The sequence below is a fragment of the Bacillus sp. EA-CB0995 genome, assembly GCF_055814245.1.
In genome coordinates, this window is the sequence record NZ_CP169269.1 from 4,342,931 (window position 1) to 4,359,657 (window position 16,727).

Here is a 16,727-nt window from a genome sequence, read left to right on the forward strand (position 1 = left end):
AATCTTGAGGTGGGGGATCTTACTGCCCGTTAATGCGGGATAAAAACAATATTCAATTAGCTGAACATAAAAATGGGTAAGGCGAACACACCTTACCCATTACAATTTATTATCGTAAGAAAGGAATAAGGTTCTTTATCTACTGTCTTCCGGTCGGCTTTTAATCAAAAATTGGGCATACTTCTCCCTTATCAAGCCAAAACCATTTGAAGAACAGTTGATAAAGTCATCTTATCCTTTCACTCCTTTTGAAATCATTATTTTCTCATAATAATAGTATAAACAAAGCTCTTATATCATATTCTTCCTTTTTCTTTTTGTTCCTGCACTCAAAAGAAAAAACTCTTAACAAATTAGATTTGTTAAGAGTTTTTTTCGTCTATTTCCTCATATAAGGAGCCAATATTTTTAATATCTCTGTTTTATCTTCTTTTAGTTCTTCAGAGGTTAACATGTCCATTGTTCTAGGGCGCGGCAAGTTCACCTTGACTTCTCCAACAATTGTTGATGGTTGCTGTGACATAATGAAGACACGATCTGATAACAAAATAGCTTCATCTAAATCATGTGTGACCATAATAATAGTTTGCTTTCCTTTTTGCCACGATTCTAGCAGCCAGCTATGAACTTCCATTTTTGTAAATGCATCTAATTTCCCAAAGGGCTCATCAAGCAGCATAATTGGTTTATCACATAAATACGTACGTAAAAAACTAACACGTTGCCGCATTCCACCAGATAAAGCATCTGGGTAATGATTTGCATATTCATCAAGTCCAAATTGCCTTAGCGCATCCATACCAGCTTCTAAACGTTTTCTTTTTGGCTGTCCTTCAATTTCTAAAGGTAACACAATATTATGAAGAGCAGAACGCCACGGAAGCAGAAGATCTTGCTGCGGCATATAGCTAACAATCTCCCGATTCATAACGGATTGATTTTCGTAAAGTACATCTCCCTCATTTGCTCCTTCAATTCCAGCAATAATGTTTAATAAGGTACTTTTTCCGCAACCACTTGGTCCAACAAAGGAAACAAACTCTCCATCCTGAATTGAGACGTTCATATGCTCTAGCACTGTTTTCCCATCAAATGTTTTCGTAACGTCTTTTACTAGTAATCCGCTCATTTTTCGCTTGGAAGGAATTCGTTTGTAAAGGCCGCTTTCACATCAATTTTCTTTTTAATGACTTTATTGTCATATAAGAAATTCATATAATTGCTCCATACTTCTTCCTTCTGTACTCCCCACGCTTTCGCATCATCTTGATATTTCGTACTTAACCATTTTTGACTTTCTTGTACTAACTCTTTATTGATGTCAGGTACATTTTTAATTAAAATATCCGCTGCTTCTTTCGGTTCCTTAATTGCAAAGTTATAACCATCTGTTGTTGCTTTCATAAATTTCTTTACAAAGTCTTTATCTTGTTTTGCATGTTTTTCACTTGTAATAATAACAGGACTATAATAATCTAATGCCGGATCTAAATCTTTTAACATAATTGTATTCAATTCAATACCTTGTCTCTTTGCTTCAATTCCATCCCAGCCATAATAGATCCACTCAAAATCAGCATCGCGGCCAATAGATTTGAAGAAATCGGTTTGTCCAAGTACAACATTCTGTACTTTACTATAGTCTGCTTGATGCTTATCCATAATTGTTTTTAATGTCGCTTCTTCTGCCGGTGCACCCCAGCCGCCATATCTTTTCCCTTCAAAATCCTTTGGTGATGTTATGTTATCTTTTTTTAGAGACGCAAACGCAGATGTATTATGTTGAATAATTGCACCAATTGATACAACTGGAATGTCTTCTACACGTGCTGTTGTTACGTTTTCTTGATAGCTTACACCAAAATCAGCTTTTCCTGATGCAACCATTTGTTCAACAGAAGTATTATCACCCGGCTGAATAATTTCTACATCTAATCCTTGTTTTTTATAGTAATCTTTCGTCTTTGCTACATATAAACCAGTATGGTTTGTATTTGGAAACCAGTCCAATACCACTGTTACTTTCTTCTCTTTACTCTCTGTCTTCTTGTCTGCTGAGCAACCTGCAAATGAAAATAGTAAAGAAGCTGCTAATAGCATTTTTAACCCTTTTTTCATTTTCCCTCATCCTTCCTGTAAATCCATGGTGCTGTTAGTCTTGCCATCAATTCAACAATAAAATACAACAATAACGTCATACCAACAATAACAACGGCTATTGCAAATACACGTGCTGTTAAAAAAGATTTTGTTGCCCTTGTCAGCATAACACCTAACCCTTCACTTGCACCAAGCCATTCTCCAATAATAGCGCCCATTACGCTATATGTAACTGCAATTTTTAATCCTGAAAAAATATGGCAATACTGCTGGAAATTTCACTTTTTGATATACTTGCCACTTGCTTGCTCGCATCGTTTGAAGTAATTTCAGCATCGGTTTATCTACCGTTTGAAAACCTTCTAAAATGCTAAGCGCAATTGGAAAGAAGCATACAAGAATAACAACCATTACTTTTGGCAGCATTCCATAGCCAAACCAAATAATAAATAAAGGTGCTAGCACGACAATCGGAATCGTTTGTGAAATCACCAATAGTGGATGAATTAAGACACGGAACAACGGAATGACGTCCATAATAATTGCAATGCTCGTTCCAATTACAATCGCAAAAAATAATCCGATTAAAACTTCTTCCAGCGTCTGCACCGTATTTGGAAGTAATAAATCTTTCATTTCTATAAGTTCACTTACAATCGCGGAAGGCTTCGGTAAAATCCACGGTTCAATATGAAATACTGACACAGCCCCTTCCCATATTGCAACGAGAAAAAGAAGCCAGACCATTGTAATCGTTACGTTAGATCGTTTCTGTTTTTTCATGCTCTTCACGATACTTCCACACTTTTTCATCAATCGTTACACCTGTGCTTGGACGATAATGAATTTTAATAGAAGTAATGACTTCTTCAGCCCCATCATCTATACAAGCTTGCTGCGCACGTTTGATAATATCAAGAAGCTCATCTAATTCCCCTTCCATCGTTGTTTCCATCGCACCAACTTCATAGCGTACACCAGATTGCTGAACAACCTCAATCGCTTTATCTACAACTGAATATACATCTTTCATCTTTGCTTGTGGTACAACTGAAAATGAAATCGTAACTTGCTGTGACATACTAAATTCCTCCTTATATTAAATAAGTTTCACGAAAAAAGAAAAGGCTTTCCTGTCATGAAGCCAGGAAAGCCTTATATTCAAGTTACCATAGAATAACAACTGCTACGATTCTTGATACAACTCCCTACGCTGGCATTATCCAGATCAGGTTAAGGGTCGATGCATTGTTACATCCTCTCAGCCGCACGGGCTCCCCTGTTCCAATTCGTTTTCATTGTAGCACGTATTATTTTTATGAACAAACAAAAATAAATTTTTCCATCTAATGATACTGTCCTCAAGTTCATCTTCATATATTCTATTGTACTTACAAATTGATATGGAAAGGTGGAACTTGTATGGGCATTCGCTTTATAAAGATTTCTTCTATTTATTTTGTCATCGGCGTCTGTATGGGGATGTATATGTCAATGTCTCTTAATTTTGCATTAAGAAGTGTACACGTTCACTTGCTGCTTCTCGGCTGGGCTTCAATGATGGCAGCTGGCATTTTATATCATATCTTTCAAGAAGCTGGTCATTCTAAACTAGGAAAAATTCACTTTTGGCTGCTTAATATTGGACTGCCAATTATGATGATTGCACTAGCTCTTGAGATTTATGGAAATCACGCAGCTATTCCGTTTGTTGCCGGCGGTAGTATTCTTGTTGTTCTCGCTATTATTATCTTTTCTATTAATATTTTTACACATGTAAAAGAAAATTCATAATGACGTTCTTTATGAATTGAACCTTCCATCATCGGAAATCTTACTGCTCTTTATACAAAATACATGAAAAAAAGCAGAAGCGGTTAACGCTCCTGCTTTTTTCATGATATTTCAGCCTTTAAATTCTCCAATAAGCTCTCGCAGCTCATAGGCAAGCGTATTTAAACAACTTGCTAATTCTGCTACTTCTTGAACAAACATTTCTTGCTCTTTCATACTTTCTTCCACTGTCTATTCAAAACATATAATGACGAATCTAAATCTTTATTTTTTGAGATAAGGTAGGGATAGAAGTAAGAATGTAATTACATCAATAAAGCTTAGTCTAATACATTTTTTTAATGGAACAGTGAGAGAAGTTCACAAGGGTAGTCAATAACCAAATATCCACATGCAACCCATTTCTAAAGTTGATGGGCATGTGACGAGAGCTCAAAATGTATTCATTCATATTCACAGATGATATCCTTTTAGTTGGATTTTTACGCTGAATCAGCAAGAAATTGTTGTTCTTTGAGCATTAATTTGATATTTTATGGAAAGATATACTAGTAAGTATACGATTTGAACGTTCTATTTTTTAGAGTATAACAGGAGGAGAATGAATATGTCGGAAATTGAAGTAGGCGAAATTTTTACCCTTAGCGATGAGAGTAATGAGGAGCAGGAAGTTGAAGTGCTCGGAACGATGAATGTCGAAGGAGCAGAATACATTGCTGTTGGCTTTGTAGAAGACATTCAAACGGAAACAGAGGAAGACATTGATATCTTCTTTTTAAAAGTAGAAGAAGATAGTGAATTCTCATACATTGAGAGTGACGAGGAATTTGAAAAAGTATCTGCTGCGTTTGAGAAAATTATGGACGAGCAAGAATAATATTGGTTGGACACAAGAGGGGGATGCATATCTGCCCTCTGTTTTTGTATATAGGGGTACCGCCCCATTGCCATCAAGTCAAGAAATTCATTGTTTCCCAAAACAATAAATAAACTGGATTCCCATAGGTAACTAGGAAGAGAGAAAATTTTCGTTTTGGGGATTCTTCAAAATCTTAGCTTGATAGGTATGCGGCAGGACCCCTTACAGAAAAATAGCAAAAAAAAGAGACCAATGTATGAAAAAAGCATTGGTCTAAACCAATCCTATCAGTCCGGTAGCTGGCTAGCTTAGTCCATTTCAACCTGAGCCCCTATAGTTTTGCGACCCTATGTTTCCATAAGTTTGCCTTTCTCGATGAACGAGTTGAACGATATGGGAATTTTATGAGAATTACACAATTCTCTGTCCACAGATTACAACATCTAAATCAAATTGCCTATTCATTTGCACATATAAATATAAATTTCACAATGACTCTTTTGTAAAATAATTGTAACAAAAAGGAGTGAATCATGTTTTTGATATGCTATATAATAAAAATGGATATTTTCAGAGATTTATTTTATTATTCATTATTTAATTTTTGAATCATTAAACAAATTAAGTTATTTGATAATAACGATTGATTATTATCTCGGAGGTACTATACTATGTTCTGGCTACAGTTTATCATCTTATTACTCTGCATTTTCATCGGTGCGCGCCTTGGAGGTATTGGCCTTGGAGTAATGGGAGGTGTTGGTATGACAATCTTTGTCTTCTTCTTCCACTTACAACCAACCTCCCCGCCAATCGATGTTATGCTTATGATTTTAGCAGTTATTACAGCCGCTGGGGCACTACAGGCCGCTGGGGGGATGGACTATCTTGTTCATATTGCAGAAAAAGCGCTTCGCAAAAACCCGAAACGTATTACGTTCTTTGCCCCAATTGTCACTTATTTATTTACGTTTTGTGCAGGTACAGGCCACGTTGCCTATTCAGTCCTTCCTGTCATTGCTGAAGTATCGCGTGAATCAGGAATTCGACCAGAGCGTCCACTGTCAATTGCTGTTATTGCATCGCAGCAAGCGATTACAGCAAGTCCAATTTCAGCAGCAACCGTTGCACTTCTCGCTATGCTTGCTGACTATCAGATTACACTATTAGATATTTTAAAAATTAGTATTCCATCTACCTTTATCGCTTGTATGTTAGCTGCTTTCGTCGCAAGCAAAATGGGAAAAGAGCTAAACGAAGATGAAGAATACTTAAAACGATTACAAGAAGGCATGATTCCAAAACTAGAAGAAAAGAAAGAATTTATTGTCCCGAAAGGTGCAAAACTGTCTGTTATCCTCTTTTTATTTGCAACAGTTCTAGTTGTTCTTCTTGGATCTTTTGAAGCGTTACGTCCTAGCTGGATGATAGACGGAAAACTTGTACGTCTTTCTATGCCAAACACCATTGAAATGGTGATGCTAACAATCGCTGCACTTATTATTATTTTTTGTAAACCAAATGTAGAAAGTATCGTGTCTGGTAACGTCTTTAAAGCAGGAGCAACAGCAGTTGTTGCGATTTTCGGCATCGCATGGATGGGAGATACGTTCTTTAACGGTAACTTACAAATGATTCAAGGTTCTATTCAAGGTCTCGTAACGAGTGCACCGTGGTTATTCGCAATTGCACTATTCGTGCTATCAATCTTGCTATATAGTCAAGCTGCAACGGTACGTGCGTTAATACCACTTGGATTAACACTTGGCATTTCACCCGCACTATTAATTGCGATGTTCCCAGCTGTAAACGGATATTTCTTTATTCCAAACTACGGAACAATCGTTGCAGCAATTAATTTTGACCGTACAGGTACAACGCGTATCGGTAAATATGTGTTAAATCATAGCTTTATGATCCCGGGTCTTGTTGCAACAATTACATCAATCGGAATTGGAATGTTTCTCGTTTCACTGATGTTTTAATGAAGAAAGAGCTAGCCTTTACAAGGGCTAGCTCTTTTTAATCAAACGTTTGTTTAAATATTTATCCCGCGTTAACGGGCAGTAAGACCCCCACTGATGGAAATTTCACCCTATTCAATGATTTCGATACTATATCCTTTCTTCCGCATTCCCATTAGCACTTGCTCAATATGCTCATTATCTTTCGTCTCAAGAGAAAGGTGCAGCTGCGCATAACCTGGGAATACTTTCGTTCCAATTCTCTCTAAATGAATATGAAGAACATTCGCTTCAAAATCGGTTACAATCTGTAATACTTGTTGTAGTTGCCCTGGCTTATCTTTAATCGTCGTTGAAATATGGACAAATCGGCCTGCTTCAACCATCCCGTGTTCAATAATACGAGAAATAAAATTAACATCAACATTACCACCACTTAATACAGAGACAATCTTTTTCCCTTGCTCAGGCACTTTTCCATATAACATGGCAGCTAATGAAGTAGCACCCGATCCTTCTACAAGTAATTTATTACGCTCTAATAACATAAGCATTGCCCGAGCAATCTCCATTTCATCCACACAGAAAATATCATCTACATAACGTTGCACAAGCTGAAAAGTGAGATCCCCTGGTTTTTTCACCGCAATTCCATCGGCCATCGTTGGTGTTGATTGTACCGTCACCCTTTGTTTTTCCTGCAAGGATTGCTTCATACTAGGACACGCTAGCGCCTGTACACCATATATTTTCACCGATGGCTTTTGTTCTTTAATTGCCATCGCAACGCCCGCAATTAAACCACCACCGCCAATAGGACAAATGACCGCATCAACATCATCAAGCTGATGCAATATTTCTAACCCAACTGTTCCTTGTCCAGCAATAATATCCTCGTCATCAAATGGATGGACAAATGTCGCTCCAGTTCGTTCTTTTAAATCAAGTGCATAAGCTAAAGCTTCATCAAAAACATTTCCTTGCAATTCTATATTAGCTCCGTAACGCTTTGTTGCAAGTACCTTACTGAGCGGCGCTCCTTTTGGCATAACAATTGTACAAGGAATGCCGAGCATATTACTAGAATAAGCAACACCTTGCGCATGATTACCAGCCGATGCCGCCACAACTCCTTTTTGTAATTCTTCTTTGCTAAGCGAAGTCATTTTATTATAAGAGCCACGTACTTTAAAGGAACCTGTCTTTTGGAGATTTTCTAGTTTTAAATACACTTCATTATGAGATAACTCGCTAAATGTACTGGAATAATCTAATGGTGTTGTATGTACAATGCCTTTCATTTTTTCATGAGCAGCTATAATATTTTGTAACGTAATCATGTCGTCGCCTCCGAAGCAGTATATTCATACACTTTAGTTTCAAACGGCACAATTTGTTTTATACGAAAAAAGAATATTGCTTTAAAATAGAGTTTGATCCAAAACACCTCACAAACCCGTATTTTACGGTAAATGAGAAGAATCCATTTTGAAAAAAAGATTGATTAAAATGGATTCTTCTTTAGCATATTTAAGTTTCGGTTTTATAAAAAAGTTTGATCATTTTTCACCTTAGATCTTCCACAATAGCGCCCGATTGTGGAAGATCTTAATTACTATGTCTTTTTGAACAAACCTACTTCTTTACTTTTTATAAGAACATCCGTTCACAGAGGGAAGTTAGCAGTTATAATGATGTCTGGGTAATAATAAGTAAGTTACCGTTGCTTATAAAAAAAGCAAGGCCCGATTGGCCCTGCTTGTTATTTGACTATTACTTTTCCATCCATTCCTTTCTGGAAATGGTACCGACATATCAGTTCATATGTACCGGAATCTTGAGGTTTCACGGTAATGGTTCTTTCTTTTCCCGGCTGGACTTCGGCGTCAATTCTGAGCTTTTCCACTGTGAAGGTGTGCTCTTTCTTACCTTGGTTTTTCAATATCAACGTTGTCGTTCTTCCAATCGGAATAGTGATGACATTCGGATTAAAGTAATCATCATTCAACTCGACCTCAATCACTTTCACTGACTCCATAGGCTGTGTTACGACGCCGGATTCGGCAAATACACTGAGTGAGCCCGGAGTTGTCACAACCACAATCATCGCAAGCAAAACGACCAATCCAGTTAACCACTTTTTCACAGACATTCGCAACCCTTCCTTTCCTAAGCACTATTGTTTTCCAATTCATAAAATATTATCACTATAAATAGGGTTCCAACATGCTTCAAATAGTAGCTCTTTTATCTGAAACAGTGACAAAGAAAAAAATCGACTCTAATAACGATCTTCTGGAATCTATTCTTCTTCAATTAACCTGCACCATTAGTTTAAGTGTAATACTTCATATTCAAACAAAATATTTTCATCAGCTTCAACAATCTGGCCCGATTGTTGAATAAAAAAATCCTGCATTTCATGCAGGATTTTTGATCAAACTTTTTTACAAACAGTACATCTTTTTTATAAACGGTACGACTTTCTTATAACCAGTACAACTTTATTTCAAACCGACAAAGAACCATTTCTTCATGTTAGAAATGATTCCTTTCATATATGAACTGATTATTTTTTTACTAACTCCGCTAATTTTTTCGTACTATTATAAGGAGAATCCGCTAAGCTAATTGCAGAAATAACGGACACCCCATCCGCACCCGCTTCAATGACAGAAGCAGCATTTTCAATTGTAATTCCACCAATGCCGACAATTGGAACTTCAACGCCACTTTCGCGGAAGAAACGTAATCCTTCCGTTCCTTGTACTGCTTTTGCATCTTTTTTCGTATTTGTTGGAAAAATCGGCCCTACCCCTAAATAATCGGCACCATTTTCAATCGCAAAACGTGCTTCTTCTATTGTATGAGCGGATACACCAATTATTTTATCACCCATTTTTTCACGTACTGTCTTAATGCCCTCATCATCTTGTCCAACATGAACGCCATCTGCATCTAATTCTAGTGCTAATTCCACATCATCATTTACGATAAATGGAACATTATACTCTTTACACAAAGAATGAAGCTGCTTTGCAAATGCATATCGTTCTTCCCCTGTTAATGCTCCTTCACCTTTTTCACGATATTGAAAGATTGTAATTCCACCATCAAGTGCTTCTTTCATGACTTGTAATGGATCTTTACGACAATTGTTACTCCCCATAATAAAATATACTTGTAATAACTCGGACATATACTGTTTATCGATGCGCGCCATTTCTCTCATCCTTTCTTAACGAATTTCTTCGACATTCCCATATTGTTCAACGTCTTTTGCAGTAACATTTGCTAACTGATTAAGAAATTCAATTTGGAAACTTCCTGGCCCTTGTGCAGCTGCTTGGTTTGCCGCAATTTCTGCTGCTACACCGTAAAACGTTACTGCTGCGACTGCTGCTTTTACATAGTCTTTTTCGACTGCTGCAAATGCTCCAATCACAGATGTTAATAAACAGCCTGTTCCTGTTACTTTTGTTAAAATAGGATGACCATTACGAAGAATAAATGTTCTTTCTCCATCTGTTATAACGTCTTCTTTTCCAGTAATAACAGCAATGGTATCTAACTGCTCTGCTGCTTGTTTCGCAATTGAAACAACATCACCGTTTCCTTCCCCTGCATCAACACCTTTAATCTCCCACTTCTCATCAATAACATTTGCAATTTCCGCCGCATTGCCGCGGATGATTGCTAGTTTTGCTTCACTCGGGATATATCTTGCAACTTCTGTTCGGTACGAAGTTGCACCAGCACCAACAGGATCAAACAAAATCGGTACATTATGTGCATTTGCTGATTTCCCAGCAATGAGCATCGCTTCTACTTCTTCCGGGCGAAGTGTTCCCATATTTAAAACAAGCGCTCCAGCAATACTTGCCATTTCAGCTACTTCTTCTTTCGCATATGCCATTACAGGCGATGCACCTAATGCAAGTAAGCCATTAGCTGTAAAATTTGTCACAACAACATTTGTAATATTATGAACGAGCGGATTTCTTTCTCGTACTGTTTCAATTACTTGTGCAATTTCTTCGATTTTCATATTTATCAATCTCCTTTTTTATAATGGGAGATATAGCTAAAAAAGACACTTTACGTATGCAAAGTGTCTTAATATGCGTTTTCACACTCTCCCTACGCTGGCATTATCCAACAGGTTCAAATGGTCAACGACAGATTAGCCGTACTCTCAGTTTGCATCCGCAAACTCCCATGTGTTTTATTATTCATCTAATTCAGAGTCTACTCTTATTCTATCAAAATCACAAGTTACATTTTGTTATAAAAACTCATCCCCCCTTAACTAATCAAAGATGGAGAGTATTTCATTACTAACAACGCATTCGAATCTTCAGAATAACTGAATCCAAAAAGGATGTATGCTATAGTTAACTTACGGAAATTGAAAGGATGTTTGAAATATGGCAAAAAGTGTTGTAATTGCTGAAAAACCTTCTGTTGCACGTGATATTGCACGTGTATTGAAGTGTGATAAAAAAGGAAATGGTTATATTGAAGGCAATAAGTATATCGTTACTTGGGCTTTAGGGCATCTCGTTACATTAGCAGATCCAGAAAGCTATGATGTGAAATATAAAAAATGGAATCTAGAAGATCTTCCAATGCTGCCTGAACGCTTAAAATTAACAGTGATCAAGCAGACTGGCAAACAGTTTAATGCTGTTAAAAGTCAACTGACTAGAAATGATGTTAATGAAATCATCGTGGCTACAGATGCAGGAAGAGAAGGAGAGTTAGTCGCTCGTTGGATTATTGATAAAGTTAAAATGAATAAACCTATTAAACGTCTATGGATTTCATCTGTTACCGATAAAGCAATTAAAGATGGCTTTGCAAATTTGAAGCCTGGTAAAGCATATGACAATTTATACGCTTCAGCTGTCGCACGTTCTGAAGCCGACTGGTATATCGGTCTTAACGCAACACGCGCATTAACTACACGATTCAATGCGCAACTAAATTGCGGTCGTGTCCAAACACCTACTGTGGCAATCATTGCAGGGCGTGAAGACGAAATTAAAAACTTCAAAGCGCAAACATACTACGGTGTCGAAGCCCAAACAACAGACAAGTTAAAATTGACTTGGCAAGATGCAAAAGGCAATAGCCGTAGCTTCGATAAAGAAAAAATCGATACGATTGTGAAAAAACTAGGCAAACAAAATGCCACTGTCGTGGAAATTGAGAAAAAACCTAAAAAATCATTTGCTCCTGGTCTTTATGACTTAACAGAACTACAACGTGATGCGAATAAAATCTTTGGTTATTCTGCAAAAGAAACGTTAAATATTATGCAGAAGCTATATGAGCAGCACAAGGTATTAACATACCCTCGTACAGATTCACGCTATATCTCATCCGACATCGTAGGGACACTTCCAGAACGTTTGAAAGCGTGTGGAGTAGGAGAATATCGTTCTTTAGCTAATAAGGTCTTAAATAAACCAATAAAAGCTTCTAAATCGTTTGTTGATGATAGTAAAGTAAGTGATCACCATGCGATCATTCCAACAGAAAGTTATGTAAACTTCTCCGCCTTCTCAGATAAAGAACGCAAAATTTATGATTTAGTTGTAAAACGTTTCTTAGCAGTTTTATTCCCAGCTTTCGAATACGAACAACTAACGTTACGCGCAAAAATTAGTGATGAAAACTTCGTCGCACGCGGCAAAACAATTCTTAATTCTGGTTGGAAAGAAGTATACGAACATCGCTTTGAAGATGACGAGACAGTAGACGATTTAAAAGAACAAATCTTACCTCGCATTGAAAAAGGTGATACATTAAACGTAAAACTAATTGCACAAACATCAGGTCAAACAAAACCACCTGCACGCTTTAATGAAGCAACATTACTTTCGGCAATGGAAAATCCGACAAAGTATATGAGCACGCAAAATAAACAACTTGCAGACACATTAAAATCAACCGGTGGACTAGGTACGGTTGCTACACGTGCTGATATTATTGATAAATTATTCAATTCGTTCTTAATCGAAAAGCGCGGCAAAGACATTCATATTACATCAAAAGGCCGTCAGTTACTTGACTTAGTACCAGAAGAATTAAAATCTCCTACACTAACTGCTGAGTGGGAGCAAAAGCTTGAGGCAATTGCGAAGGGAAAATTGAAAAAAGACGTATTCATTTCAGAAATGAAAAACTATACAAAAGAAATTGTTTCTGAAATTAAATCGAGCGATAAAAAATATAAACACGACAACATTTCCACAAAAACTTGCCCTGACTGCGGTAAACCGATGCTAGAAGTAAACGGTAAAAAAGGAAAAATGCTTGTGTGCCAAGACCGTGAATGCGGTCATCGTAAAAATGTATCCCGCACTACAAACGCACGCTGTCCTCAGTGTAAAAAGAAACTAGAACTTCGTGGTGAAGGAGCGGGTCAAATCTTCGCGTGTAAATGCGGCTATCGCGAGAAACTTTCTACATTCCAAGAAAGACGCAAAAAAGAATCAGGCAACAAAGCCGATAAACGCTCTGTACAAAAATACTTAAAACAACAACAAAAACAAGAAGAACCTCTAAATAATGCGTTCGCAGAAGCATTAAAAAAATTGAAATTTGATAAATAACACACCTAAAGGAGTTGACTTAAAAGGGATGTAGATGCCTTTTAAGTCAACTCCTTCTCACATGTCCACTAATATATCGACCGTTCTTTAGAATATATCGGCGCTTCGACACGATATAAAGACCCTTCGACGATGTTCGACATACTGAATTTATATCTTAATAAACAAAAGGTTCCCACCATAACTGGCAGGAACCTTTTTCTATTAGTGAATTAACTTACTTCCTTTTGCGTTTTCTACAAACTTACTGCTCGACTTATTAATTGGCTTTTTCAAGAGCAATGCAATAATAAGCATAACAACGACCCATATACACAATGCGAGAAGATCTTTCCATACAATATCCCACAGCATACCGCCAACTGTCTCGCGAATCAGACTAATCGCATACGTAAACGGTAAAAACGGATAAAGAGCTTGGAAGAATTTCGGCGTCATCTGAATTGGGAATGTTCCACCTGAACCGGCAACTTGTAGTACGAGTAAAATGACCGCAAATGACTTCCCGATGTTTCCAAATACAGAAACGAGCGAGTAAACAATACAGACAAATACCGCACTAATCAACATACTAAATAGAACAAACCAGAATTTATCTACTACATAAGTACCGAGCAAGAACATATCACCCATTGCTACGATAAACGCCTGTGCAAGGCCAACTGTTAAGAACGTTAAAAAACGCCCAAAGTAAATGTGATAACTTCTATACTCCGCACCTTCCTCATGTACTTCTACTGTTAACAATGAAACCATAAGTAATGCCCCTACCCATAACGCTAACACTGTATAGAACGGTGACATCGCTGAACCATAGTTCGGTATTGGATATAATTTATTCTCTTTTAAGTTTACTGGGTTTGCGAAATAATCACTTTGTTTTTCTACATCATGCTTTAACAAACGAATGACGTCATTTATATCTTCTTGTGATTTAAAGTCGCGAATTTTATTAGCAATGTCTGTAATTTTCTTCTGTGCATCAGGAAGTTCAGCTTTTATCTTTTCAACTTCATCTTTGCCAAGAGTTAAACCTTTCGATGCATCTTCTAATACTTTTTTCACATCAGGAAGACTTTTATTTGCTTCACTTAAGATTTTTGATGTATCTTTTGACATTTGTTTCGTACGTTCAATAGCATCGTTGAAACTTGGAACAATTTCGGAATCATACTTTCCTAAAATGTCACCTAATGTCGCTGAAGCACTTTTAGATGCAGCATTTATACCATCAACTACATCCTTTGCAGGTTTCTGACCTTTATTCATTGCATCTAATGCTAAATTTGCCCCGTTGATTCCTTTTTGGAAATCGCCTTTTACTTTGTTCAATTGATTAATTGTATTTGGTATATTTGTTGTTTTATTTAAATCTCCAGCAATTTTATCTACATCATTTAATACAGGAATAATCCCATCTATCAATTGAATCCCAGTTGTTAAACTTGCTTTTAAAGAATTCAATCCGTTTTTCGCTGGGTCTAAATTTACGCCTGGTTGTTTTAATTGATCCAAATCAGGCCATGTTCCTAAAATACTGTCGATAATAGCAATTCCATCTTTAGCCGCTTGATCTAGTGCATTAATCGCATCTTGTGATGGCTGTTGCCCTTGATCTATAGCCTTAATCATATTATCAATCTTCTTACTTGTATTATCTAATACCGTTTTTAAACCTTTCAGTCGGTCAATATTATCATTGAAGATTGTTGTATTAAATGTTTCATTAAGAGTTTGTAATAACGAAATGATTGAATCCACTTGTTTACTTCTAAAATCAATTTGATTTTTAATGATTTGAAGATTTTGTTTTGTCGTTTCAGGATCAACAACATTATTTTGTTTCATAGCATCTGCCAGTTGTTGTGTAGATACTAATACTTGTCGAGTAGATGCTAAAAAGCTTTTTACAGTTTTTGATGATTCGGTTAATGTTTGTTCATTAATATTTGCTAAATCTAAATTCCCTGCTGGATTTTTCAAGAACTCCGTAATTTGTACAGCACCATCTGCAGACTGTTTTAGAAATGTTAGATTGTTTTTTATTGCTTCTGGTGCAGCTTCTAACGTTTTCGTATTCTGTGCAAAAAAGGCATCTAAATCCTTCGTCATTTCTTGTCCATCTCGAATGACATTCTCAACCGTCGGCAATGTTGCTTGTGCTGTTTTCACAAGTTTTTGTGCTGTATCAGCATCCGTTAATGCTGTATCAACCAAATTGTTAATCTCCGGAAACTGCGCTTCTAATTTAAAAACAAGTTCTGTTACTTTTTCAATACTTGGCAAATTCGTTTCTAAATCAATCCCAAGTTCATTAAAAATTTTAAAAATCTCACCGTTTGCTGTTTTTACGAAGTTTTTACCTATTTCCTGTACAACACCTGATGCACCTGATGATGTAATCTTTGGTGCAATCGCATTGACTTTTTCATTCACATAATATTGAAGCTCTGGTTTTTGCGGATTATCACTTAATACCGTTGCAATTTTTTCGGAGAAATCTTTTGGGATGGTAATACTCGCGTAATAATCACCATGCTTTACACCATCTATGGCCTGCTTCTCATCAACGAACTTCCAACCAAGGTTTTTGTCCTTTTTTAAAGAATCAACAACCTCTTTCCCTATATTAATATCTTTTCCGCGTAAAGTTGTACCAGTGTCTTCATTAGATACTGCAATAGGAACATCTTTCGTATTTCCATAAGGATCCCACGAGGCTTTAATATTAAACCACGCATATAGCGATGGTAAAATGGTAAGCCCCAATATTATAACAATTGCAGCCCAATGTTTTGCTACATTCCGTATGTCTGTCGTATAAATACGCCATATTTGTTTCATATTTTTAATCACCTAATCATATATTTTTTCTTTTTCCCAAATTCATACATACATTTTGCCATTATATCACTGTTTACAAAGAATTTTAAATTAAAATAATCTATACTTTCCTAATAAAGTGAAACTTCCATCAGTGGGTGTTTTCTTCATCCTCCACTGATGTTTACGGGCAGTTATCCCCCATCTATCCTCTTCGCTTTTCTCTGAATCTTGAGGTGGTGGTCTTACTGCCCGCGAATAGCGGGATAAAGTGAAACTTCCATCAGTGACGCTTTTCTCACTGATGGTTAGTTGAACCAATCGGGCTTTTACGGGCAGTTTTCTTCCCAGCTCTTCTCCATCCTTTACTGCCCGTTAATGCGGGGTAAAGTGAAACTTCCATCAGTGACGCTTTTCTCACTGATGGTTAGTTGAACCAATCGGGCTTTTACGGGCAGTTTTCTTCCCAGCTCTTCTCCATCCTTTACTGCCCGTTAATGCGGGGTAAAGTGAAACTTCCATCAGTGACGCTTTTCTCACTGATGGTTAGTTGAACCAATCGGGCTT

General features: G+C 36.9%; 14 protein-coding genes, 1 pseudogene and 3 riboswitches. Of the genes and pseudogenes, 5 read left to right on the plus strand and 10 right to left on the minus strand.

All coding sequences use genetic code 11. The features are described 5' to 3' along the window. Positions 1-379: 379 nt before the first annotated feature. The 4 genes and pseudogenes from ACEWFJ_RS22300 to ACEWFJ_RS22315 form a co-directional block, all read right to left on the minus strand. Positions 380-1,129 (minus strand): ABC transporter ATP-binding protein, encoded by a 750-nt coding sequence (locus ACEWFJ_RS22300; protein WP_098309117.1) that lies wholly within the window; start codon positions 1,127-1,129, stop codon positions 380-382. After that, a complete protein-coding gene (locus tag ACEWFJ_RS22305; protein ID WP_473689955.1) occupies positions 1,126-2,118 on the minus strand; it encodes an ABC transporter substrate-binding protein in 993 nt (330 codons plus the stop codon). Before ACEWFJ_RS22305 ends, ACEWFJ_RS22300 begins: the two co-directional genes overlap by 4 nt. After that, positions 2,115-2,883 (minus strand): annotated as a pseudogene (locus tag ACEWFJ_RS22310) (ABC transporter permease). The gene ACEWFJ_RS22305 and the pseudogene ACEWFJ_RS22310 overlap by 4 nt, the downstream one beginning before the upstream one ends. Next, the gene (locus tag ACEWFJ_RS22315; RefSeq protein ID WP_098309120.1) at positions 2,861-3,181 is read right to left on the minus strand and encodes an MTH1187 family thiamine-binding protein; all 321 of its coding nucleotides are present in this window, start codon (positions 3,179-3,181) and stop codon (positions 2,861-2,863) included. Before ACEWFJ_RS22315 ends, ACEWFJ_RS22310 begins: the two are co-directional and overlap by 23 nt. A 107-nt stretch (positions 3,182-3,288) precedes the next feature. Then, a riboswitch (TPP riboswitch) is annotated at positions 3,289-3,391 on the minus strand. A gap of 131 nt (positions 3,392-3,522) precedes the next feature. On the opposite strand from ACEWFJ_RS22315, the gene ACEWFJ_RS22320 reads away from it, so the two are divergent. After that, positions 3,523-3,894 (plus strand): cytochrome-c oxidase, encoded by a 372-nt coding sequence (locus ACEWFJ_RS22320; protein ID WP_098309121.1) that lies wholly within the window; start codon positions 3,523-3,525, stop codon positions 3,892-3,894. A gap of 111 nt (positions 3,895-4,005) precedes the next feature. On the opposite strand, the gene ACEWFJ_RS22325 is transcribed toward ACEWFJ_RS22320, so the two are convergent. Further along, complete coding sequence (locus tag ACEWFJ_RS22325; RefSeq protein WP_473692654.1) at positions 4,006-4,110, minus strand: methyl-accepting chemotaxis protein; 105 nt, start codon at positions 4,108-4,110, stop codon at positions 4,006-4,008. Positions 4,111-4,501: 391 nt separating this feature from the next. Here ACEWFJ_RS22325 and ACEWFJ_RS22330 point away from each other — a divergent pair, with 391 nt between their 5' ends. Both ACEWFJ_RS22330 and ACEWFJ_RS22335 read left to right on the plus strand, forming a co-directional pair. After that, positions 4,502-4,771 carry a DUF1292 domain-containing protein gene (locus ACEWFJ_RS22330; protein WP_098309122.1) on the plus strand — a complete coding sequence of 90 codons (270 nt, stop codon included), beginning with the start codon at positions 4,502-4,504 and terminating at the stop codon, positions 4,769-4,771. Positions 4,772-5,044: 273 nt separating this feature from the next. Then, positions 5,045-5,131: riboswitch (cyclic di-GMP riboswitch) on the minus strand. Positions 5,132-5,424: 293 nt separating this feature from the next. Continuing rightward, entirely contained in the window at positions 5,425-6,738 is a 1,314-nt protein-coding gene (locus ACEWFJ_RS22335) for an anaerobic C4-dicarboxylate transporter family protein (RefSeq protein WP_098309123.1), read from the plus strand. Between the two features lie 110 nt (positions 6,739-6,848). Here ACEWFJ_RS22335 and ilvA read toward each other — a convergent pair whose 3' ends face one another. Next, positions 6,849-8,057 (minus strand): threonine ammonia-lyase, encoded by a 1,209-nt coding sequence (ilvA, locus tag ACEWFJ_RS22340; protein WP_473689956.1) that lies wholly within the window; start codon positions 8,055-8,057, stop codon positions 6,849-6,851. A gap of 422 nt (positions 8,058-8,479) precedes the next feature. Further along, positions 8,480-8,869 (minus strand): cupredoxin domain-containing protein, encoded by a 390-nt coding sequence (locus ACEWFJ_RS22345; protein ID WP_473689957.1) that lies wholly within the window; start codon positions 8,867-8,869, stop codon positions 8,480-8,482. Positions 8,870-8,943: 74 nt separating this feature from the next. Between ACEWFJ_RS22345 and ACEWFJ_RS22350 the strand changes: the two genes are divergently transcribed. After that, positions 8,944-9,123, plus strand: coding sequence for a hypothetical protein (locus tag ACEWFJ_RS22350; RefSeq protein WP_473689958.1), 180 nt, complete (start codon positions 8,944-8,946; stop codon positions 9,121-9,123). 163 nt (positions 9,124-9,286) lie between these two features. Here ACEWFJ_RS22350 and thiE read toward each other — a convergent pair whose 3' ends face one another. Both thiE and thiM read right to left on the minus strand, forming a co-directional pair. Next, entirely contained in the window at positions 9,287-9,940 is a 654-nt protein-coding gene (thiE, locus tag ACEWFJ_RS22355; RefSeq protein WP_473689959.1) for a thiamine phosphate synthase, read from the minus strand. A gap of 15 nt (positions 9,941-9,955) precedes the next feature. After that, a complete protein-coding gene (gene thiM, locus ACEWFJ_RS22360) occupies positions 9,956-10,765 on the minus strand; it encodes a hydroxyethylthiazole kinase (RefSeq protein WP_473689960.1) in 810 nt (269 codons plus the stop codon). Positions 10,766-10,837: 72 nt separating this feature from the next. Beyond that, positions 10,838-10,947: riboswitch (TPP riboswitch) on the minus strand. A gap of 197 nt (positions 10,948-11,144) precedes the next feature. Here thiM and ACEWFJ_RS22365 point away from each other — a divergent pair. Continuing rightward, a complete protein-coding gene (locus tag ACEWFJ_RS22365) occupies positions 11,145-13,337 on the plus strand; it encodes a DNA topoisomerase III (protein ID WP_473689961.1) in 2,193 nt (730 codons plus the stop codon). A gap of 204 nt (positions 13,338-13,541) precedes the next feature. Here ACEWFJ_RS22365 and ACEWFJ_RS22370 read toward each other — a convergent pair whose 3' ends face one another. Further along, positions 13,542-16,181 (minus strand): YhgE/Pip domain-containing protein, encoded by a 2,640-nt coding sequence (locus tag ACEWFJ_RS22370; protein ID WP_473689962.1) that lies wholly within the window; start codon positions 16,179-16,181, stop codon positions 13,542-13,544. Positions 16,182-16,727 lie beyond the last annotated feature (546 nt).

What these genes read in the sequence shown, in the direction of transcription:
- ACEWFJ_RS22300 (WP_098309117.1), bottom strand. Translation starts at nt 1,129, where the DNA reads ATGAGCGGATTACTAGTAAAAGACGTTACGAAAACATTTGATGGGAAA.
- ACEWFJ_RS22305 (WP_473689955.1), bottom strand. Translation starts at nt 2,118, where the DNA reads ATGAAAAAAGGGTTAAAAATGCTATTAGCAGCTTCTTTACTATTTTCA.
- thiE (WP_473689959.1), bottom strand. Translation starts at nt 9,940, where the DNA reads ATGGCGCGCATCGATAAACAGTATATGTCCGAGTTATTACAAGTATAT.
- ACEWFJ_RS22320 (WP_098309121.1), top strand. Translation starts at nt 3,523, where the DNA reads ATGGGCATTCGCTTTATAAAGATTTCTTCTATTTATTTTGTCATCGGC.
- ACEWFJ_RS22325 (WP_473692654.1), bottom strand. Translation starts at nt 4,110, where the DNA reads ATGAAAGAGCAAGAAATGTTTGTTCAAGAAGTAGCAGAATTAGCAAGT.
- ACEWFJ_RS22335 (WP_098309123.1), top strand. Translation starts at nt 5,425, where the DNA reads ATGTTCTGGCTACAGTTTATCATCTTATTACTCTGCATTTTCATCGGT.
- ACEWFJ_RS22330 (WP_098309122.1), top strand. Translation starts at nt 4,502, where the DNA reads ATGTCGGAAATTGAAGTAGGCGAAATTTTTACCCTTAGCGATGAGAGT.
- ACEWFJ_RS22345 (WP_473689957.1), bottom strand. Translation starts at nt 8,869, where the DNA reads ATGTCTGTGAAAAAGTGGTTAACTGGATTGGTCGTTTTGCTTGCGATG.
- ACEWFJ_RS22370 (WP_473689962.1), bottom strand. Translation starts at nt 16,181, where the DNA reads ATGAAACAAATATGGCGTATTTATACGACAGACATACGGAATGTAGCA.
- ACEWFJ_RS22365 (WP_473689961.1), top strand. Translation starts at nt 11,145, where the DNA reads ATGGCAAAAAGTGTTGTAATTGCTGAAAAACCTTCTGTTGCACGTGAT.
- ACEWFJ_RS22315 (WP_098309120.1), bottom strand. Translation starts at nt 3,181, where the DNA reads ATGTCACAGCAAGTTACGATTTCATTTTCAGTTGTACCACAAGCAAAG.
- thiM (WP_473689960.1), bottom strand. Translation starts at nt 10,765, where the DNA reads ATGAAAATCGAAGAAATTGCACAAGTAATTGAAACAGTACGAGAAAGA.
- ACEWFJ_RS22350 (WP_473689958.1), top strand. Translation starts at nt 8,944, where the DNA reads ATGCTTCAAATAGTAGCTCTTTTATCTGAAACAGTGACAAAGAAAAAA.
- ilvA (WP_473689956.1), bottom strand. Translation starts at nt 8,057, where the DNA reads ATGATTACGTTACAAAATATTATAGCTGCTCATGAAAAAATGAAAGGC.